General features: G+C 56.2%; 14 protein-coding genes. 6 read left to right on the top strand and 8 right to left on the bottom strand.

The genetic code is table 11. From position 1 onward, the window contains the following. Positions 1-503 precede the first annotated feature (503 nt). From ACYQ11_RS16070 to ACYQ11_RS16055, 4 genes are read right to left on the bottom strand one after another with little or no spacing between them, the layout of a single operon-like run. Positions 504-1,643, bottom strand: coding sequence for a Fic family protein (locus tag ACYQ11_RS16070; protein WP_459924827.1), 1,140 nt, complete (start codon positions 1,641-1,643; stop codon positions 504-506). A 10-nt stretch (positions 1,644-1,653) separates the two neighbouring features. Further along, the gene (locus ACYQ11_RS16065; RefSeq protein ID WP_459924826.1) at positions 1,654-2,892 is read right to left on the bottom strand and encodes a restriction endonuclease subunit S; all 1,239 of its coding nucleotides are present in this window, start codon (positions 2,890-2,892) and stop codon (positions 1,654-1,656) included. Then, positions 2,885-4,519: an HsdM family class I SAM-dependent methyltransferase gene (locus tag ACYQ11_RS16060; RefSeq protein WP_459924825.1), complete on the bottom strand. Its 1,635-nt coding sequence runs from the start codon at positions 4,517-4,519 to the stop codon at positions 2,885-2,887. Before ACYQ11_RS16060 ends, ACYQ11_RS16065 begins: the two co-directional genes overlap by 8 nt. Next, the gene (locus tag ACYQ11_RS16055) at positions 4,513-7,632 is read right to left on the bottom strand and encodes a type I restriction endonuclease subunit R (protein WP_459924824.1); all 3,120 of its coding nucleotides are present in this window, start codon (positions 7,630-7,632) and stop codon (positions 4,513-4,515) included. Before ACYQ11_RS16055 ends, ACYQ11_RS16060 begins: the two co-directional genes overlap by 7 nt. A gap of 764 nt (positions 7,633-8,396) precedes the next feature. On the opposite strand from ACYQ11_RS16055, the gene ACYQ11_RS16050 reads away from it, so the two are divergent. Next, positions 8,397-9,527, top strand: a complete 1,131-nt coding sequence (locus ACYQ11_RS16050; protein WP_459924823.1) for an AI-2E family transporter — start codon at positions 8,397-8,399, stop codon at positions 9,525-9,527. 92 nt (positions 9,528-9,619) lie between these two features. Here ACYQ11_RS16050 and ACYQ11_RS16045 read toward each other — a convergent pair whose 3' ends face one another. Together ACYQ11_RS16045 and ACYQ11_RS16040 are read right to left on the bottom strand one after the other, a co-directional pair. Further along, positions 9,620-11,458 carry an ATP-binding protein gene (locus tag ACYQ11_RS16045; protein WP_459924822.1) on the bottom strand — a complete coding sequence of 613 codons (1,839 nt, stop codon included), beginning with the start codon at positions 11,456-11,458 and terminating at the stop codon, positions 9,620-9,622. A gap of 124 nt (positions 11,459-11,582) precedes the next feature. Further along, the gene (locus ACYQ11_RS16040; RefSeq protein WP_459924821.1) at positions 11,583-12,950 is read right to left on the bottom strand and encodes a PP2C family protein-serine/threonine phosphatase; all 1,368 of its coding nucleotides are present in this window, start codon (positions 12,948-12,950) and stop codon (positions 11,583-11,585) included. Positions 12,951-13,344: 394 nt separating this feature from the next. Here ACYQ11_RS16040 and ACYQ11_RS16035 point away from each other — a divergent pair, with 394 nt between their 5' ends. Both ACYQ11_RS16035 and ACYQ11_RS16030 read left to right on the top strand, forming a co-directional pair. Continuing rightward, the gene (locus ACYQ11_RS16035; protein ID WP_459924820.1) at positions 13,345-14,748 is read left to right on the top strand and encodes an amidophosphoribosyltransferase; all 1,404 of its coding nucleotides are present in this window, start codon (positions 13,345-13,347) and stop codon (positions 14,746-14,748) included. Between the two features lie 59 nt (positions 14,749-14,807). Beyond that, on the top strand, positions 14,808-15,647 hold the full coding sequence (locus tag ACYQ11_RS16030; RefSeq protein ID WP_459924819.1) for an HDOD domain-containing protein: 840 nt from the start codon (positions 14,808-14,810) through the stop codon (positions 15,645-15,647). A 45-nt stretch (positions 15,648-15,692) separates the two neighbouring features. On the opposite strand, the gene ACYQ11_RS16025 is transcribed toward ACYQ11_RS16030, so the two are convergent. Next, positions 15,693-15,896 (bottom strand): cold-shock protein, encoded by a 204-nt coding sequence (locus ACYQ11_RS16025; protein WP_459924818.1) that lies wholly within the window; start codon positions 15,894-15,896, stop codon positions 15,693-15,695. A 213-nt stretch (positions 15,897-16,109) separates the two neighbouring features. Continuing rightward, a complete protein-coding gene (locus ACYQ11_RS16020) occupies positions 16,110-18,551 on the bottom strand; it encodes a penicillin-binding protein 1A (RefSeq protein WP_459924817.1) in 2,442 nt (813 codons plus the stop codon). A 296-nt stretch (positions 18,552-18,847) separates the two neighbouring features. Between ACYQ11_RS16020 and hisI the strand changes: the two genes are divergently transcribed. The 3 genes from hisI to yihA are packed head-to-tail and all read left to right on the top strand — an operon-like array spanning position 18,848 to position 20,733. After that, positions 18,848-19,225 carry a phosphoribosyl-AMP cyclohydrolase gene (gene hisI / locus ACYQ11_RS16015; protein WP_459924816.1) on the top strand — a complete coding sequence of 126 codons (378 nt, stop codon included), beginning with the start codon at positions 18,848-18,850 and terminating at the stop codon, positions 19,223-19,225. Continuing rightward, a complete protein-coding gene (gene hisG / locus ACYQ11_RS16010) occupies positions 19,222-20,097 on the top strand; it encodes an ATP phosphoribosyltransferase (RefSeq protein WP_459924815.1) in 876 nt (291 codons plus the stop codon). The genes hisI and hisG overlap by 4 nt, the downstream gene beginning before the upstream one ends. Before the next feature lie 51 nt (positions 20,098-20,148). Beyond that, the gene (gene yihA, locus ACYQ11_RS16005) at positions 20,149-20,733 is read left to right on the top strand and encodes a ribosome biogenesis GTP-binding protein YihA/YsxC (RefSeq protein WP_459924814.1); all 585 of its coding nucleotides are present in this window, start codon (positions 20,149-20,151) and stop codon (positions 20,731-20,733) included. Positions 20,734-20,737 lie beyond the last annotated feature (4 nt).

The following is a 20,737-nucleotide window of genomic DNA, read 5'->3' as shown; positions in this document are numbered from 1 at the left end:
CCCCGGTTCCCCCAGGACCCCGGTCTCGTCTGGCGGCACGGTGGAGCTGTGCGTTTTTTGGACTTGTTGTTGCGGTCCTCCCCCTTCCCATTCTTTTCCCCCCCCCCCCCCCCCCCCCCCCCCTACAATATATCCAATTTCTATCGTAGGGGGATGATATGGATCTATGTCCGGATTCGGGGCATTTCAGGTTATTCTGCGTCAATAGTATAATCTACTGTATTATTAGGATTTTAATAAATTTATTGACGGAATTTATCGACGCATATCGCGTATTGGGACGGTTTACGTCGATACGTCCTATCAGCGCGGCCTGTACCGCCGTCCGCGTCTATCGCCTTCCGGCTGCAGCGTGCCCATATCGCACAGGCGATCCAAGGTAGGCAGGAATTGCAAAGCACCTTCTCAGATTTCATCAAGAATGTTTTCAGGATGAAAACCTTGCATAAGAAAACCCTTGTTATGTTTTTGGTCGTAAAAAATATAATAAGGGTTGGCGTATTTTAATTTCCGTCCCTGAAGATGTCTATATAACGCCTGAGGATAAAAATCCGGTTTCGTTGAAATCCGGTGGCCTCCTGCAGCACCCCCATATCCACCAGAGAGGCGATCAGGCTGTTGGCAGGGACATACTTGATGCCCAACACCGCCATGGCTTTGTTGACGGTAATGGTCGGTGTCCCATAGAGATAAAGCATGAGCTGCTGGGCATTCTCCGCTCGGCGGCCCAGTTTGAGGATCTCAGCGTCAAGTTCCTGCCGCAGCGTCAGGATGCGCTGGAAGGTTCTTTTGCCGCTTTCGGCGGTTTCGACCACCGCTTGCAGGAAGAAACGCACCCAGTGGCCAATGTCGTTGGATTCGCGCACCCGGGTCAGGGCGTCGTAGTAGGCGCCGCGATGCTTCTCCAGATGGGCGGAAAGATAGAGGGACGGCTTGCTCAACAGCCCGTGGCTGACCAGATAGAGCGTGATCAACAGGCGGCCGATGCGGCCGTTGCCGTCCAGAAACGGGTGGATGGTTTCAAACTGATAGTGGCTCAGGGCGCAGCGGACCAGGTGGGGGACGGCAATATTGTCGTTATGCCAGAAGGCTTCCAGGTCGGATAAAAGATCGGCCATGTCCTCATGGTGCGGGGGAATAAAAGCCGCATCGGCAAGACTCGCGCCACCGATCCAATTCTGGCTGCGGCGGAACTCTCCGGGGGTCTTGCGCTCGCCCCGGACGCCACTCATCAGGATTTCATGGGTGAGGCGCAAAAGGCGCAGGGAAAGGGGCAGTTTTTTTAACTCACCGATGGCCGTGTTCATGGCCCGAACGTAATTCTGTACTTCCCGCCAGTCGTCACGACGTTCAGGCAGGATCGCCTCCTCTTCCAGCACCGCCTCGTCCATCTCGGTGCGGGTTCCCTCGATCCGGCTGGAGGTGTTCGCCTCCTTGATGATGTGCATGCGGATAAAGAGATCGACATCCGGCACAATCAGCGTGAAGGCGTTGAGTTCACCCAGCGATTTCGTCGCCTGTTCCAGCAGCACGTTGATGCGCGGGTCTTCCCATGACCAGACCTGGTTGATGGGAGAAGGCAGAAAACTTTTGTATTGGTATTGCTGTTTAAAGCGGCCGGAAACAAACGCTTCGAATTTCATTATGCCCCCCTTACGCCACGGTTACCTGCCCGTTCATCAGCATGGGCAGGAGCCAGTCGCGGAGTTGGGTGAACTCCCTGTTTTGCTGGTGGTAGTTTTTGATCTGCAAAAATAGTGGTGCCGCCAGAGTGGTGTAGGCTGCCAATATTGCATCATCAGGAATTATCAGGCGTGATTCATCAAGCACCCCTTTGTTAATGTGTGGTTGCTGCGCTCCTGTTCGCAAAGCCATTAGCCTTGGTATTTCGCGAATAAGGTACGGATAGATAAAGCAGTGTTTGATTTTTTCTGTTTCCAGAATACCAACGACTGATTGATTCGTTGCTGCGTCAATTCCGAGTATGGAGGCCCTAAGGTGACGAACTATTGAGAGAATTACAGTCCCTGTGGGAAGAAGTTTCGCAGCAGAATTCTGCAAACCTGATTTCGAAATTTGTTCGTCTGGATCTACGACGAACGTGCTTGGATTCTCACCAGAGCTCAACCAGTTCACTTCACCCGGAAGCCAATATTTCTTTTTGCCTCTGGATGGAGTGCCGCCAAGGTGCGTTTTGAAAGTCTCACCAAGTGTCGAGTCCTTCCACCCCGCCGGGATCTCCCGTTTCAGGGTGGGGTTGTAGACCATCGTGCCGCCGGAGGATTTGTAGGGCTTGCCGTTTGCGTCGGGGAAATCGAACTGCACGAACCAGTAGTCGTACAGGGTCTTGGCCATGGCCTCAAGTCCGGCGTTGATGCGGTTGTTGCAGTCGATCTTGGAGTCGAGGGCGGAGAGGACGGCGGCGATTTTCTTTTGTTCTTCGAAGGACGGAAATGAAAACTCAACTTGTTTCAGTCCGATGCCGGTCAGGTGCTTGATGGTCGAGCCGATGAAGTGCTTGGCAAGTTCACCATTTTTGCCCGAGAGAAGCAATCGGTAATAAACAAACTCATTGCTATAGCCGCTATTGATGCGAACTCGATGAAGAGCCTTCTGTATCTTCATGCCTGGCACTTGGCCTTTCCAGATCGCACAGCGACCAGGCTCTCCGCCTTCACAGATAACAAGGTCACCGGGCTTCAATCCGTAGCGTTCTTGTTCGGAACCTTCGAAACGCATTTCGTTCAGGCTGGAAAGATCGAATCCGCCCCATCTGACGTTGATGTTTGCAAGATATGGCTGGAATTCCCCCTTGTTCTTTTTCTCGTCAAGCATTTTTCCAAGGCACATCTCGGAGATTTCGCCAAGTTTCTTTGTCTGCCAATTACTCATACCGCAACCCCGCCAACTGTTTCCGAATCTCCTGCTCCAGCCCGGCCGACACCTTGAACAGCCGGTCCAGGTTGTCGGTAAAGCCCCGCATCTTGGCCGCGAACGCTTCCGGAGTAAGGTCCACGTAGTCGATCTTCACTTCGAAATACTGCCCGGCGCTGAGGGAGTAATTTTTGGCGGCGATGTCCTCGTAGTCGACCACCACCGAGAAATCCTCCACCGCCTTTTTGGCGTTGAAAGCGGCGATGATGCGGTTTTCCTCCGCTTCGGAGAGCAGGGTCTTCTGGTTCTTGCCGTCCTTGACCTTGGTGCCGAGACCCGAGGCGTCGATCAGGACCACGCCGTTCTTGTTGCTGTCGTCAATGAAGAGGATGGACACGTTGGTGCCGGTGGTGGCGAAAATATTGCTCGGCATGGAGACCACCCCGGCCAGCATTTTCTTATTCACCAGGTGCTCACGGATCTTTTTGTCGATGCCGGATTGGGCGGTGATGAAACCGGTGGGCACCACCACCGCCGCCTTGCCGCCGGGTTTGAGCGAATGGACGATGTGCTGGAGGAAGAGCTGGTAGATGGCCATCTTCTCTACGGCCTTGGCCGGGATTTTCGGCACCCCGGCAAAGAACCGGTCCTTGTTCTCTTTGGTGTCCAGCTCGTTTCGGAAATCGGAAAAATCCATCTTGAAGGGTGGATTGGAGACGATGTAGTCGAACCGTTTCAGCACCTTCCCGTCCCGGTGGTAGGGGTGCAGCAGGGTGTTGCCCTGGATGATGTTGGGGATGGAATGGACCAGGTTGTTTAAAATCAGGTTCAAGCGCAGCAGGTTGGAGGATTTCTGTGAAATGTCCTGGGTGTAAATGCTGCACCGGTTCTCGCCGATGGCGTGGGCCACATTCATCAAGAGCGTGCCGGACCCGGCCGAGGGGTCGTAGCAGCTGACGTTCGTCACCGTGCCCTGCTTCTCCTGCGGCACCAGGATGGCGGCCATGATCCGGGCCACGGCATGGGGTGTGTAGTACTCGGCGTACTTGCCGCCGCTGTTGCTGTTGTAGTCCTTGATCAGGTACTCGAAAATGGTGGCGTAGAAATCGAACTTCTGGGTGAAGATGCGCTCGAAACTGAAGACCACCAGCTTGTTGATGACGGCGCGGCAGAAGGCGTCGCGCCGGGTGACATCGCTGATGTATTCGCTTACCCGGTCGAACAGGGTGACCTTGGTCCCGCCGTCGGTCTTGACCGCGAAGATGTCGTTGTTGCTGACGGCGATGTCGCGCAGGGTGTCGTCGAACAGTTTGGCGAACTCGGGGGCGTTCTGGCGGCCGAACAGGTGGGCGATGAAATGCTCCGGCTTGAGGCGGGCGGTGTCCGGCCCCATCTGCAGTTGCAGCATTTCCAGCGCGTCGGCGTCGAGGGAGCTGATCGCCTGTTCCCAGCTCTCGGCCGTTGCCAGCGCCGGGTTGATCTTCTTGGCTTCAAAGGCGAACTTGTCGTTCAAGAACTTGTAGAGGAAGACCTGGGTGATGATCTTGAACTCGTTGCCGTCGTTGCCGAGGCCGTAGGCGGCGCAGATGCTCTTGAGGCCGTCGATCAATTGCCGGGTGTGTTTCTCGAAATCCTGCGTTACCACGCCTGTACTCCTCTTTGGTTGCCGGAGGCAAATTCATTTCTGTATTCGTTGACCACCAGTTGGTTGATGGCGCGGGAGGTATCCGGGTTGAGCTTGATTTTCCGGCGGGCCTGGAACTCGCCGATAACGAGCGGCATCATCATCCGTTCGAAAAAGGCTTCGTTGGCCAGCAGCTGGGTGTTCTGCAATACCTGATCGTCGGCCTGCTTTTTTACGCCGGAGAGGGCTTCGAAGAGACGGCGCTCGGTTTCCGAAAGCGCGCCGCGTTCGATCAGCCGCTTGTGGATGCGGGTATATTTGGCATCGCCCTGATACTTGGCGCGCAGCTGGTTGTTCTGCCGGTTCAGCGCCTTGACCTGTTCATGGATGGCACTCAGCGTGCCGATGTTGGCGGTCATTTCTTCCTGGCTCACTTCGCTCAGCTTTTTCTTCTTAAACAGCCGCTCCAGCTCTTCCTTGAGGGTGATGAATCGGGGGTCCTGCGGGTCGAAGTTGTCGGCCAGGGCCTCTCGGGTCTGACGCAGGGTGTTCTTCAGCGTGTCGGCCAGCACCAGTTCTTCTTCGCCGACCTTGATGAACGTGAAGAGCACCTCTTCAAGGGCGACGTTGAGCAGGCCCGTGGTGTCGGCGTTCGATTCCAGGCTTTCTTTGAGGTTCAACAGGTCGAGATGGTTGCAGGTTTCCCGATAGAGCCGGCCCAGCTTTTGGAAATCGAGCTGGTCGAGAAAGGCGTATTCCCCCTGAAGGCGGATCAGATTGTAGAGGCTGCGGGCATCGGCCAGGGCTTTTTTGAGGGCCAGCACGGTGGCGCGGTCCTGGATTCGGCTGATCTGCCGGGAAAATTCTTCGGCGTTTTCCGTGTCGAAGAGAAACAGGATGTCTCTGATCTGCTCGATTTCACTCTGGATCTCCTCGGCGGACTTGAACAGGTGGGAGTAGTGTTCCAGTTCGTCGCCCAGCTCGTCATTGAGCTCTTTCAAATACCGCTGGTTCGTTTCTTCGAACTCCTTGCTGATGTCGGCAAAATCGACCACATAGCCGTAGCGGAAATCCTCGTAGGGACGGTTGACCCGGGTCAGGGCCTGGAGCAGGTTGTGTTTGCGGATCACCCGGCCCAGGTAGAGTTTTTTCAGCCGTCGGGCGTCAAAGCCGGTGAGCAGCATGTTGAAGACGAACAACAGGTCGATCTTGCCCGCCTTGAAATCTTCCACCCACGTTTTGCGCTCGTCCTTGCTGCCGATGTCGTGAAGGATCAGGGCGGCGGTTTTGACCGTGTTGGCCGGTTGTTGCCCCGAGCCATAGCGGGAGAGCCGCTCTGCCGCCATCAGCACCGCTCCAGACCCATCGGACGGGGCTTGCGGATACTGTCCGACGATGTTCGACGCGGATCGGGACTGAAAGATTTCAAACATCTTTTTCGCCTGCTCGGCGCTGTCGCAGATCACCATGCCGCCGATGGAGGCGTCGTTCAGCACGCCCCGGCTTTTTTCGAAATCGTCGATGATGTAGTCGAGCATCGGTTCGACAAAGCGCGGGTGGGCGTAGATTTTGTTTCGTTCAATATCCCCTTGCTGGAGTTTGACGGCGGCCAGCGCTTCCTGCAGGGCGAGCTGGTAGTTGGTGGCGATCTCTTCGCGGATCAGGCGCAGGGTGTAGCCGTCGGCAATGGAGGCGTTGTAGTAGTACGTGTGGATGTAGTCGCCGAACAGGGCGCGGGAGTTGTAGTCGTCGCCCAACAGCGGCGTGCCGGTGAGGCCGATCTTGACGGCGTTCTGATCAGACTGGCTTAAATTGGCGAGAAAGCTGCCCCTGGGGTTGTAGCTGCGGTGCACTTCGTCGAGAAAGTAGACGCGCTGGATGCTGATGTCGTAATCCTCGGTGCGGATGACGTCCGGGTCATCCTGAAATTTCTGGATATTGACAACGGTAATCTCCCGTCTGCCGGAATCGTTGTGGATCGCCTTGGTCGCCTTGATGTCGCGGGTGAAGGCCTTGCGGGTGTCGATGGTGTGGACCGTCATCCCGCGGCCGGAGAACTCCCGCTGGGCCTGATGAAGCAGGTCGATGCGGTCGACAATGAAATAGAACTTCGGGATGATGCCGCGTTTCTGGAAGTAGTCGGTCAGAAAACGGATGTTGAAATAGGCCAGCGCGGTCTTGCCGCTGCCCTGGGTGTGCCAGATGATCCCCTTACGCACTCCGGCATCGAGCTTGCGTTCAACGGCCTTGGTGGCGAAGAGCTGTGGATAGCGCATGACGTGCTTGTGCAGGCCGTCGGTTTCGCTCACATACACAAAGGCGTATTGCAGCAGGAACTTCAGTCGGTCGCGGCTGAACAGGGAGGTGCAGATGCGGTTGGTCGGCGTGTCGGGTGATTTGTTGCTGACAAACTCCGGGCTGTGTTTGATTACGCTGAGGTTGTTGTCTTTGAGCACCTCGTTTTCAACCGTGTCGTCCTCGTCAGCCGGCAAATCCGGTGGATTCAGATCTTCTTCTTCCCGGAAGTAGTTGAAGATCGGCGTATCGTAAGACGGGCTGGCGTAGAAGGCCCCTTCGATGGGCTGGGGTGACCCGTCGTCGTACTCCATGTTGTTGGAGAACACCATCAGCTGCGTGATATTGATAAAGCGGCGGAAGCGGGGATTGCGGCAGCGGGTGATGATGCGGTTGCGCTCGGCCAGCATCCCTTCACGGTTGTTGGGCTTCTTGACCTCGATGAATGCCAGCGGCATGCCGTTGATGAGCAACGTGATGTCGGGACGGAACTCATCGTCGCCGTTCTTGCAGGTGAGTTCCGTGACCACATGAAAGCTGTTGTTCGAGAAATCGGTGAAGTCGATCAGACGGGTGCCGGAACGCTCCGTGAGCCTTTCATAGAAAGCCCTGCCGAGGTCTTCGTTTTCCAGCGACAACCGGACGTCGGTCAGCAGTCGATCGATGTCGTCTGCATCCAGGCCGGGATTGATGCGGGTCACGGCGGCACGAAACAGGTCCGGGAAAATGTTGGTTTTTTCATCCCATACCGCATTCCTGAGCGAAAGGTAGCGGTAACCGAGCCTTACCAGATGCAGAATGCAGGGAATTTTGACCCGTGAGTCTTCACTGAAAACCATCAGAACTTTTCCCTCTGTTTTTCGGGCTTTGGCGCAACCGAAACCGTTGAGCGAACATGAGCTATTGAAAATTAACCGACACTATAACACCTGCTGCCCGGCGTGCAACTCAAAACTTGAGGGAGTTCGGCCACATCCCGACGCCATGGGGTATGCACGGGCCATGATATACAGGGCCAGGATGGAAAGACGTTTGGCTTTATGACGTCGGAAGCCGTGTTTTGCTTGTTGTTTGTCTTCTGAGATATTCTTCAGACCTGTCTGCCGTGGGGCTTGATTTGTTGGGTAGGGTGATGAATTTTATACGGATGAGTGCCGGATTGGTGGGCGCAACCCACCCTGCGACAGGCGGTCGCATGGGCGGGGGGTGGTGGTTTCGGGGACGTTTTTAAATGGTGAAGTCAGGGGGCATGCGTGGCGTTTTTCCGAGTGTTGACCGGCCGTCTGTTTTCATTTTTTCCTGTGCCTTTGTGTCTCCGTGAGAAAACCCAAAAAACCCGTTTGTCAAACTTTTTAAAAGTTTGGCCCCCGGCAGGGCCGCCGGAGGCCGGGATTTTTATGTTTTCCGTCAGCTCCGTGCTCTCTGTGTCTCCGTGGTGAAATGGATTCTGTCCGCTTCGTTTTGACTTTTTTCGCAGAGTTTTGCGGCGATTGACATCAAAGAGCCGTCAGGGTAATTTGTGGTGATTTCGCGGCGTCCGGTCGAAACAGGATCATGAGGATCACGGATACCTTCAAACCCACGTCATAGAGGCCATCGTCCCATGCAACAGACAGACAACCTTATAAAAGTCCAGGCGGCATGTCTTCTCGTGATTGCCGCCATTGCCGTTGCCGTTGCGCTCTACCTGCTTCGGCCGGTGATGATTCCCTTTATCATTGCGGCGTTTATCGCCTTTTCACTTCTGCCGTTTATCGACCTGATCGTCCGGCGTCTGAAAGCGCCCCATCCGCTTGCCGTGACGGTGGTGTTGCTGTTGAGCTTTGGCTTTTTATTCATCGTTTCAGCCCTTCTGGTCACATCCACCCGCCAGTTTGCCGCCAATGCCGATGCGTACCAGCAGGTCATCAAGTCCAACGTGATTCAGGTGATTGATTCGGTGGAGTCTTATTTCATGCCCGAAAACGGTGACTCCGGTCCGCATGAAACGGCCGGTTCGGAGACCATCGACGGCGCCCCGGGGTCATCGACGGTCGGAAAGGAGGACATGTCGCTGGCCGATACCGTCCGGGACGAGATCAACGCCCTGATCCAGCAGGGGGTTGTCAAGACATTTGTTCTGAATATTTCAAAAGTCCTGGCGGATCTTTTGAAACAGGGGTTGCTGATTTTTATTTTCGTACTGTTCCTGCTTCTCGGTTCCAAGCCCAGGAAAACACCCCCGGGCGGCGTCTGGAAGGAGGTTGAAAAAAAGATCCGGGCCTTTCTCGTCAAAAAGGTGATCCTTTCGGCAATCACGGGCATCCTTGTGGGCCTCATCCTTCAAGTGATCGGGATCGAATTCGCCATGTTCTTTGGTTTCCTGACCTTCGCCCTGAACTTCATACCCAGCATCGGGTCGGTGATTGCCACCCTCATTCCGCTGCCCATGGTCTTTCTGCATGAAAACTTCAGCATCGGCCTTATCATCATGGTTCTTCTGATTCCGGGCGTGATCCAGTTTACCATCGGCAATATCATCGAACCGAAAATCATGGGCGACGGCCTGGACCTTCATCCGGTGGTCCTTTTGATGGCCCTGATTTTCTGGGGCATGATCTGGGGTGTCGTCGGCATGCTCCTGGCGACGCCGATGACCGCCATGCTGAAAATCCTTCTGCAGCGGAACGACATGACGGCGCCGGTGGCGGACATCATGGCAGGCCGCCTTGACCGCCTGCATTCGGATTCCTGATGATCACCGGATAACGTTTCATACCATCCATGCCGCAACGGACAGACCGGCAACATCATTATTTATTCCATTTTGTTGATCATTTTTGGGACTTACCCTTCTTCCGTATGCGCGTCGATGACCTCCCGGATGATGGGGCCCAGGGTGTGGATGTTGATGGGCTTGGAGATGGAATGGTTGATGCCGGCGTTTTTGTAACGGGCGACCATGTCGTCGAAGGCATGGGCCGTCATGGCGATGATGGGGATCTGGGCGTTTTCGGGACCGGCCTGGCCGCTTCGAATGCGGGTCGATGCTTCGAGGCCGTTCATTTCAGGCATTTCGATGTCCATCAACACCAGGTCGAAGGACCCGTGTTTCACCATGTCGACGGCTTCGACGCCGTTGCGGGCCACGGCCACGTCGTGACCAAGACCGTTAAGGACAATTTTTGTCAGCTCGATGTTGATCGGATGGTCCTCCGCAAGCAGGATGGACAGCTTTCGGAAGGGCTGGTCCCCTTCGTGCCCGTCGGGGGATGGAATGATCTCGTGTTTGACGGCCGGGCAAAGGGGAAGGGTGAAGAAAAAGGTCGTGCCCCGGCCTTCCTCGCTTTCAAACCAGATGCGGCCCCCCATGAGTTCCACGATTTTCCTGCAGATGGAAAGCCCCAGGCCCGTGCCGCCGTATACATGGCTGGTTTTATGGTCGGCCTGGGAAAACCGCTCGAAAATGAAATCCTTTTGATCGTCGGAGATCCCGATGCCCGAGTCCGTGACGGCGAAACGGAGGGACGCGTTGCCGCCTATCTGCGGGGAATTATTCAGGCTGATGGTGATGCCGCCCTGGTGGGTGAATTTCAGGGCATTGCCGATGATGTTGACAAGGACCTGCCGGAGCCGTGCGGGGTCGCCGTTGATATGGTCGGGGACCGTGGGGTCAACGGTGGTTTCTATGAAGAGATTTTTTTTGTCCGCATCGTGACGAAAGGTGCAGGCGACCCGTTCAAGCAGTTCCTTCAGGTTGAAATCCCGCCGTTCGAGGGTGAGTTTCCCCGATTCGATTTTTGAAAAATCAAGGATATCGTTGATGATGGCAAGAAGGTGGGTGGATGAATCCCGGACAATGGCAAGGTACCCATGGATGTCCCGCGGGTTTTCCGTCTGGAGGGCCAGTTCGGTCATTCCGATGATGGCGTTCATCGGGGTGCGTATCTCATGGCTCATGGTGGCCAGAAACCGGCTTTTTTCACGGCTCGCCGCTTCGGCCTTGTGCATGGCGACCTGAAGCCTTTTTTCGACCCGTTTGCGTTCACGGATCTCCTGCTCGGTGATCAGGAGCTTTTCTTGGATGTCATCGTTGGCTTTTTCCAATGAATGTTTGTGGTCACTGAGTTTTTTGGAATAGACAAAACTCAGGTAGGAAATGGTGGACGCGTATGACAGAATGGTGAACACGCAGGCAGCGGTTGTGGCAAGGCTTGCTTCCGGATCAAACTGAAAACCGAAGAACAAACCGGCCAGGGCGATTCCTGCCGACAAAGAGAGAAGGCCTTTCAAAAAAAGGCGTATGCCGCCGGTCGCCATCAGGTTGAGGGCGCCTCCGATGAAAAACGCCGCGCAGGGCAGAAGATTGAAGGAGATCATGGCCATCCAGAATCCAAAAACAAAGGCTTCGAACATCATGTTTCGGTATTCGGCCTGCCTGGGGTCCCGGCTCGTTTTTCCAAGCAGGTAGGCCACATGGGGCCAGAGCAGGGTCTGGGCGATGACGGCGGCCCAGAGCAGCGGGCTGGGGGTGTCGTGGAACAGGGTGATGAAAATACCCAGGAACAGGGCATAACCAAAGATTCTCGGAAGATAGTTGAAGCGGATCAGCGGATGGATGTTTTTTCCCCGGGCGACGCCGTGATCTTCCGATGGCTGATTTGTTGTGTGAACGGTATCGGTCATGGCTTTAATATATTATGTTTTTTCAGGTCCGTACAGGCTGGATTTGAATTCACAGAGATTCGGGAATCCGGGCCATTCGAAGGATCTGACGGACGGCCCGCAGCTTACCGAAACCCCGGGCGTTCTATGGCGTATCGCCGGAACCGGGGGGGCACGGGATCGTCCGGCCCGGCGCGTCAAGGGAAAAACCCACCAGAGTGATATCGTCTTTTCTTAGTTTTTTATCATGGTAGTCGTTGAAGGCTTCGAGGAGCAGAGTTTTTTGCCTGTCAAACGGCTCGGATGCCAGGGTTTCAAGCAGGGTTCGGAGCCTTCGGGTCCCGAACATCCGGTTGGCGTCGCCACCGGTCTGGCTGGTGATGCCGTCGCTGAAGAGATAGAACGCAGCGCCGTTTTCGATGTCAATGGTATGGTCCGTGTACTGATAATCGGGGTCGGAAAGACGATAGCCGATGCTTGGTTTATCTCCCTTGAAGAGTGTGGAGGTGCCGTTGTGGACCATCAGAAGGGGAATGCGCGCCCCGGCATAGGTCAGGCGCCGGGATGCGGTGTCGACATGGCAGACGCCCACATCCATGCCGTCGTTTGAAACCGTATACTTGGAATCCTGGTAAAGGGTCAGTCGGACAATGAAATTCAGCCGCTGAAGGATGTCCGACGGGGTTCGTTTTTTTTCAGCCCGGATGATGCGCTGGAGAATCGACGAGGCGACCATGCTCAGCAGGGCTCCGGGGACCCCGTGTCCTGTACAGTCAATGACCGCAAGAATAAATTCATCATCGGAAAAATGGGTGTAGTAGATATCACCGCCCACGATGTCCCTGGGTTCCCAGATGATAAAGCTGTTCGGCAGTTCTTTGTATATGGATTCCGGCACCGCCATCAGGGAATTCTGGATGGTCCGGGCGTATTTCAGGCTGCTGATAATCTGGGCCTGTTTGTCTTTCAGTGATCGCCGGTGATTGGACAGGCGCTTGTTGGTTGAGTATGCCGCCAGACCCATGACGGCGATGGATACAAGAATCAGAATGATACTGATGACGGTGGTCGGCAGGGACGACTGGGGCATGGCGGTGAAGCCCGGCAGCGCGATCATGGTCAGCACCCCTGAGACGACCATGACCAAAAGGGATTTGAGGAAAAAACGGGGGCCCCCGATCATGGTGTAGAACAGAAGATTGATCGAACAGAAGGCCACACAGGCCCAGAGATCAAATTTGAGTATGGCGAAGAAACCGCCCACGAGAAGGGCTTCAAAGGAGATATGGTTCATTTCCGCTTTTTTCTGGTCGCTGCTGTGGGCGGATAAAAGAAAGGCCCCCGTGGGCCACAGAAGGTACACCCCGAGGGTGACAAGCCAGTAGGCCAGAGGCTCCTTGTGATGATAAAAAACACTGAAAGCCAGTAAAATTTCAACGGAATAAATGATCAGTCTTCCATAATAATTCAGCTTGACGACGACATGGATGTCCTTGAAAGGCATGAGTTTCATAGGCAGTCCGATTCGTTTTTCAGTGAAAGGCGAGCGGTTCAGGGCAGAGGCGCCGGTGACGGGTACATCCTGAAACGGTTTGTGCCGGCGCGTTTCTTTACCTAATTTACCCTATCGTCACATCCTGGCTGTGAGTTGAGAAACAAAAAGATTTCGGCCAGGCTTTTGCCGTCGGGTATTTTGACCATGCAGGCCATGCCTTCACGCCTTATCCGGTTATCGGTTCTCGGATTTCGCCGGCGCACGGCGCTGGGTTGGGGCACGGCGCGCCGTGCCCGTACATCACGTTTTGGCGATGTTTTTGATTGACAGCCCGGCCGCCAGACACTAAGGAGAGGAATCATTTTAAAAAGGTGCGTTGAAGAATCATTGCCAAACGAAATAGGGAGCCGTCATGGGTGGTTTTTTTGGGTGTTGTTCGACATCGGATTGTATCAGTGAGCTGTTTTACGGAACCGATTACCTGTCCCATCTGGGGACCAAACGCGGAGGGATCGCCACCATCGGACCGGACGGGTTTAACCGGGCCATCCACAATCTGGAAAATGCTTATTTCCGGAACAAGTTCGAACCGGATCTGGACGAGTTGACCGGCCGCATGGGCATCGGGGTGATCAGCGACACCGATGCCCAGCCCATCGTGCTCTTTTCCCACCTGGGCCGGTTCGCCGTGGTGATGGTCGGAAGGATCACCAACATGGACGAACTGGTGACGGAGATCTTCGCCCGGAACATCCATCTGTCGGCCACCAGCGGCGGCGGCCCGAGCCCCACGGAGGTCGCCGGTACCCTGATCAGTCAGGCCGGCAGTTTCGAGGAAGGGATCCGTCACGCCCAGGAACGGATCAAGGGTTCCTGTTCCATGCTGGTGCTGACGGAAAAGGGCATTTACGCGGCCCGTGACCGGCTGGGCCGGACCCCGATCGCCCTGGGCCGGCGGGAGGGAGCCTGTGCCGCCAGTTCCGAAACCTGCGCCTTTCCCAACCTGGGGTTTACGGTGGACCGCCACCTGGGGCCGGGAGAAATCGTAAGGATGACGGCCGAGGGTGTGGAACAGGTCAAGGCCCCCGGGGACCTTATGCAGGTCTGTTCCTTTCTCTGGGTGTACTACGGCTACCCGGCTTCGACCTACGAAGGCATCAACACCGAGGAAGTCCGCTACAACTGCGGCAGGGCTCTGGCCCGTCGGGAAACGGTCGAGGCGGATCTGGTGGGCGGTATTCCGGATTCGGGCATCGGTCACGGTCTGGGCTTTTCCCATGAATCGGGCCTGCCCTACATGCGGCCCTATGTGAAATACACCCCCACCTGGCCCCGGAGCTTCATGCCCCAGAATCAGACCATACGGGATCTGGTGGCCCGGATGAAGCTGATCCCCGTCCGGGAGATCATCGAGGGAAAGCGCTTGATTTTCTGTGATGATTCCGTGGTCCGGGGGACCCAGCTCCAGGACAATGTCCAGATTCTCCATGAATACGGGGCCCGGGAAATCCATATGCGTATCGCCTGTCCCTGTCTGATCTATCCCTGTGAATTTTTGAATTTTTCCACGTCCCGGTCGACCCTGGACCTGGCCGGGCGCAAGGCGATTTACGACCTGTTCGGCACCGAGGATGTGGAGCTTGGGGCCTATGCCTGCGCCGGCACGGAAGGTCACGCCGCCATGGTCGATCACATCTGCAAGCGTCTGAAACTCACCAGCCTGAGGTATCAGACCCTGGAAGACCTGGTGGCCGCCATCGGGCTGCCCAAAGAAAAGCTCTGCACCCACTGCTGGGATGGGACCAGTTATTGTTAGTGCCGGTGATGTCGCCGGGAACACGGCCGGCGTCGTTCAATCAGGATGGGATTGCGAAAATGAAGAACACCGAATCGTTGATTGAAAGGTTCAATCAGATCAAAACCCTGCCCCACGTGGCGATTCGTCTGGTCAAGATGATCTCCGAGGACAAGGCCGGCGCCAGGGATTACGAACGGGTGATCCGCCATGATCCGGCCCTGGTCATGCGGGTGTTCAAGCTGGTCAACAGCGCCTATTTTGCCCTTCCCGAGAAGGTGGAAACCCTGGCCGATGCCATGGTGGTCATCGGTCAGGACAACCTGAGGAACATGGTGGTGCTCGAGGCGCTGCGCTCACTCTACCAGGGCCGGATGACCGTCGCCGGGTTCTCGGGCCGGGCCCTCTGGAATCACGGGGTGGCCACCAGCCACTGCTGCCGGATGATCGCCGAGCAGATTTTCGACCTGCCGGGGGAAGACGCCTTTCTTTGCGGCCTGATGCATGACGTGGGTCTGATGGTGGCGTTTCAGGCCGAGCCGGAACTGTTCGACCGAATGGTCTCCACCGTGGGGACAGGCCTGCCCTTTGTCGAGCACGAAACCATGGTGATGGGGACGAACCACTGTGAGACGGGGTTCTGGCTGGCCCGGGAATGGAAGCTGCCCGCGACGGTCCAGCTGGCCATAAGGGACCATCATAAAAAAATCGACGATCTGGACCCGTCAAGCATTACGGGCATCATCCAGCTGGGCGAACTGATCGCCACCCGGTCGGGGTTCATGGCCCTTCCCGAGGCTCAGGACGGCCTGTCTCTGTCTCTGGTGCAGCATCTTCGCGAGCGTATCGACGACTATCTGCGGATTCAGCAGGAGCTTCCGGAAGAGATGGAAAAAACCCGCGAGGCGTATCGCACATGAGCGGGAAACGTCCCGCCGTCGCCTGACGGATGGACCGGCCGGTCGTCAGGTCAGGCGGGTGACCTCCACGGCGGCGGGGCCGTTTTTCCCCTTTCCCAGTTGAAACGACACCTTTTCGCCTTCGTGAAGCACGCGAAATCCTGCCATGTTGATGGCGGAATGATGGACGAAAATGTCTTCACCTTCATCCTGTCGGATAAAACCATAACCTTTTTTTTCGTTGAACCATTTGACGGTACCGGTGGGCATGCTGTGATCTCCGTTTTAATGATATGAGGGATGGGTCAGTGACGGCGCCTTAACCGTCCGGAGGATTGGACGATAGGCCGGAGCGTTGTCATGACATCTCACCCGTAACATGTCGGTGCATGACAACGTTTGTTTTGTTACCTCAAAATCAATATCAAGTCAATTGGAAAAAATCCGTTTGCCTTGCCCTCAATCCCGCCCGGTTTTGTCGGATCAGAGATCTTCCTTGAACAGTTCGACGGAGTCCTGAATGGCCTCGGGTTTGGGGGTGTACTCGGTGGGGACCGTGCCTTCCTTGAAACATTCGAAGATGGTTTTTTTCGATTCCGGAATGGGCAGGAGTCCGGTTTCGGCATCGATTTTCGCGAAAACCACCCCCTGGGGAACCTCGAACACCCGGACCGGCTTGTCCGTGAGGGCCTTTTTCATGAATCCCAGCCAGATGGGGCAGGCCGCCCGGGAACCGGTCTCGCCCTTGCCCAGGGGGGATTTGGAATCGTTGCCCACCCAGACGCCGGTGATATACCGGGGGGTGTAGCCCACGAACCAGGCGTCGTGCAGGTTGTTGGTCGTTCCGGTCTTGCCGGCGGCGGGACGGTTCAGACTCCGGGCCCGCTTGCCCGTTCCGTGCTGGATGACGCCTTCCAGCAGGCTGGTCATGATGTAGGCCGTGGCGGGGTCGATCACCTGGTTCCGGATGGGAACGGCCTCTTCAAGGACGGTGCCCTCCCGGTCCTCGATGCGGGTGATGAAGGTGGGCTCCACCCGGTAGCCCAGATTGGGAAACACCGAATAGGCGGTGACCAGCTCTAAAAGGGAGACGCCGGAGGACCCCAGGGCAATGGACAGATCCCGGGACAGGGGGGCGGTGATGCCCATGCGTTCGGCATAGTCGATCACGTAATCGATGCCGATATCCTTGAGGATCTTGATGGTGATGATGTTCATGGAGTTGGTCAGGGCCTCGCGGAACAGGGTGGGGCCGTGGAATTTTTTCTCGTAATTGTTGGGTTTCCAGGTGAAGTCCCGTTCTTCGTCCAGATACACCACCGGCGAGTCGATGATCATGGTGGCCGGGGTGTACCCCTTGTCCAGGGCGGCGGCGTAGACGATGGGCTTGAAGGCCGAGCCGGGCTGCCGTCGGGACTGGAAGGCCCGGTTGAACTGGCTGTCGGTAAAATCCCGTCCCCCGACCATCACCTTGACGAATCCGGTCTCGGCTTCGATGCACAGGAGAGCCGATTCGGACACCGGAGTCTGATCCAGGGCCAGGTCCCAGATATCGGGCTTGTCCGGCTGCAGGGCCAGAAGGTCCACCTCGCGGGGTTCGTCTTCCCCGTCGGTTTTTCTGATTCCCCGGGGCCGCACCATGATCACGTCGCCGACCTTGAGGGCCAGCCCCGGCTCGGTGATGGACCCTTCCCAGTAACCCACACGGATGTCGGGCTTTCGGGCCCATCGCATGGTGTTCATGGGTATGATCCCGACGATGTGGCCCATCTTGACGGTGGTTTCCCCGGCGGCGTTGTCCACCTTGATCACGACCCCTTCAAGGCTTTTTCCTTTTTCGATGGGATTGTCTTCCATGTCCAGCCGGAGTTTCTGGAGGTAGGGCTCGATCTCTTTGACCGTCAGGTGGTTGAGGGGCCCCCGGTAGCCCTGGCGCTTGTCCAGATCGCCAAGCCCCCGGCTGACTTCGTCCTGGGCATATTTCTGCATTTCGATGTTGACGGCCGTATGAATTTTTAGGCCCTGGGTATTGAGGGCGTCCTCGCCGTATTTTTTCTCCACGTAGCGCCGGACGTACTCGGTGTAACAGGGGACCTTTTCAATGTACCAGTTGCGTCGGGGCTTGATGTCCAGCACCACGTTCATGGCCTCGGTGGCGTCCACGTTGGTGATGTATCCTTCGGCCACCATGCGGTTCAGCACATAGATCTGGCGCTGCTTGGCCAGTTCGGGATGCTTGAAGGGGGAATAGCGGCTCGGGGCCTGCGGCAGGCCGGCCAGGATGGCGCATTCGGCCAGGTTTAGTTCCCGTGCCGATTTTCCGAAATAGTTTTCCGCCGCCGCCTCCACGCCGTAGGCCCCATGGCCCAGGTAAATCTGGTTCAGGTAGAGATAAAGGATCTCATCCTTGGTGAAGGTTTTGTCCAGCCGGTAGGCGAGAATCGCCTCCTTGATTTTCCGGCTGTATTTTTTTTCAGGGCTGAGAAAAAAGGATTTGGTAACCTGCTGGGTGATGGTGCTGCCGCCCTGGACGATGGAACCGGCCTTGAGATTCCGGGTAAACGCCCGGATGATGCTGTAAAAGTCGATGCCCTTGTGTACATAGAATCGGGAATCCTCGGCGGCGATGAAGGCGTCGATCAGGGTTTTGGGGATGTCCTCCATGGGGATCACGATGCGTCGTTCCTTGTAGAACTCGCCGATTTTACGGCCGTCGTCGGAATAGACGCAGGTGACGATGTTCGGTTTGTAGTCCCTCAGGGTGGAGATTTTGGGCAGGCCGGAACTGTAATAGAAATAGACCCCGGTAAAGATCAGGATGATCGAAAAAATGGCGATGCACATCGTTCGGATCGCGTATCGGATCAGCCGGATCGAAAGACCGGTCGCCTCGGGATCCTTATGGGTTCGGGACGGTTGAGTCATACGTACCTGTTGTCGATTAAAGTGTCCTGGCGGACTCCGGCGCGGCCCGGACCGCCGAATGTTCCGAAACGTCGCGGCAAGAAGAAGTCCCCCTTTTTTCAAGTGAAGCAATGTAGCAAGGATTTTGATTTAAAACAAGAAAAGGATGTCAATCGGACCGCTCCGGCCCATGGGGACTCATCGGCCGATGCGGCAGACGATCGACAGGCCGGGCGAAAAAAAATTTGACTTTAACCGGTGAAATATCTATTTAAACAAGTTTGGTCTTTTAACATGCATAATATGAAGGATTTAACATGATTAAACTTGATTTCAGCAAGTTTGACGGGCTTCTGCCCGCCATTGTTCAGGATTACGAGACCGGCGAGGTGCTGATGGTGGCCTTTATGAACGAAGAGGCCTGGGCCATGACCCTTGAAACCGGCAAGGCGACCTATTACAGTCGTTCGCGGAAAAAGCTCTGGGTCAAGGGTGAGTCGTCGGGCCATGTCCAGCATGTGCGTGAGATTCGCATCGACTGCGACAACGATACGGTGCTGCTCAAAGTCGATCAGGTGGGCGGCGCGGCCTGTCACCTCGGGTACAAGAGCTGCTTTTTCAGAAAAATCGAGAACCACGAAGCGGTGACCGTCGGAGAGCCGCTTTTCAATCCGGACGAGGTATACAAAAAATGAAAGAGACCCTGAAACTCGGCGTTCCCAAAGGGAGCCTCCAGAATGCCACCATCGATCTGTTCAACAAAGCCGGGTGGAAAATCACGGTCAGCGGGCGAAGCTACTTCCCCTCGATCAATGACGACAGTATTTCCTGCGCCCTGTGCCGGGCCCAGGAAATGGCCATCAACGTGGAAAACGGCACCCTGGACGTGGGACTGACCGGCAAGGACTGGATCGCCGAATACAATTCCGACGTCCTGGTGGTCGAGGATCTGGTTTATTCCAAAGTCAGCGCCAAGCCGGCCCGTTGGGTGATCGCCGTGGCCTACGATTCTCCGGTCCGGACCCTTCAGGATCTGCAGGGCAAGACCATTTCCACCGAACTGGTCGGGTACACCAAACGGTTCTTTGAATCCCAGGGTATCGACGTGAAGGTCAAGTTTTCCTGGGGGGCCACCGAGGCCAAAGTCGTCTCCGGTCTGGCCGACGCCATCGTGGAGATCACGGAAACCGAAAGCACCATCAAGGCCCACGGCCTCCGGGTCATTCACGAGCTGATGCAGACCAATACCCAGCTGATCGCCAATAAAACGGCCTGGGAAAATCCGGAAAAACGTGAGAAGATCCGGCAGATGGCCCTGCTCCTCAAGGGCGCCCTGATCGCAGGCAAGCTGGTGGGTCTCAAGATGAACGTTCCCGAAACCGCCATCGCCAAGGTGGTGGAGATTCTTCCCAGCCTTCAGGCCCCCACGGTGGCCCACCTTTACAACAGCGAGTGGGTGGCGGTGGAAACGGTGGTCGATGCGGGCATGGTCCGGGATCTGATTCCCCGCCTTCTCAAGGAAGGGGCCACGGGCATCATCGAATATCCATTAAACAAGGTCATCTGATGGGCGGGCCCGGCAGGCCGGGCCCCCCTTCGCAACAGGCCGGGAGCCGTCATGATTATCCGTTCCGCAGAGTTTGTGAAAAGTGCGGTGAAGCCGTCCCAGTATCCCGAGGCGGCTCTGCCCGAAGTCGCGTTCGTGGGACGGTCCAATGTGGGCAAATCCTCCTTGATCAACACGCTCCTCAATCGCAAGCGTCTGGTCAAGACAAGCTCCACGCCGGGGCGGACCCAGTTGATCAATTTTTTCAATATCAACGGAACCTTTACCTTCGTGGACCTGCCCGGTTACGGGTATGCCAAGGTGCCCAAAAGCGTGGTGAAAACCTGGGGCGACATGATCGAAACCTATCTGTCCACCCGTCAAACCCTCAAGGGCGTGGTCATGCTGATGGACATCAGGCGTACCCCGGGTCAGGACGAGACGGACCTGATCGGCTGGTTTCAGCACTATCATATCCCCACCTGCTATGTTCTGACCAAGGCCGACAAGTTTTCCAATCAGAAACGCAAGGTCCACCATGAACACTGCGGGGAGACACTGGGGCTCCCCCCGTCGGAGCTGATCTGCTTTTCGGCCAAAACACGGCTGGGGCGCGAGCGGCTTCTCGATCACATCACACCATGGATCAGTGAGTGACAAC

The sequence above is a fragment of the Desulfatiferula olefinivorans genome (genome assembly GCF_054657895.1).
The sequence above is the reverse complement of the archived record's forward strand: the minus strand, read 5'-3'. Positions and strand labels throughout refer to the sequence as shown.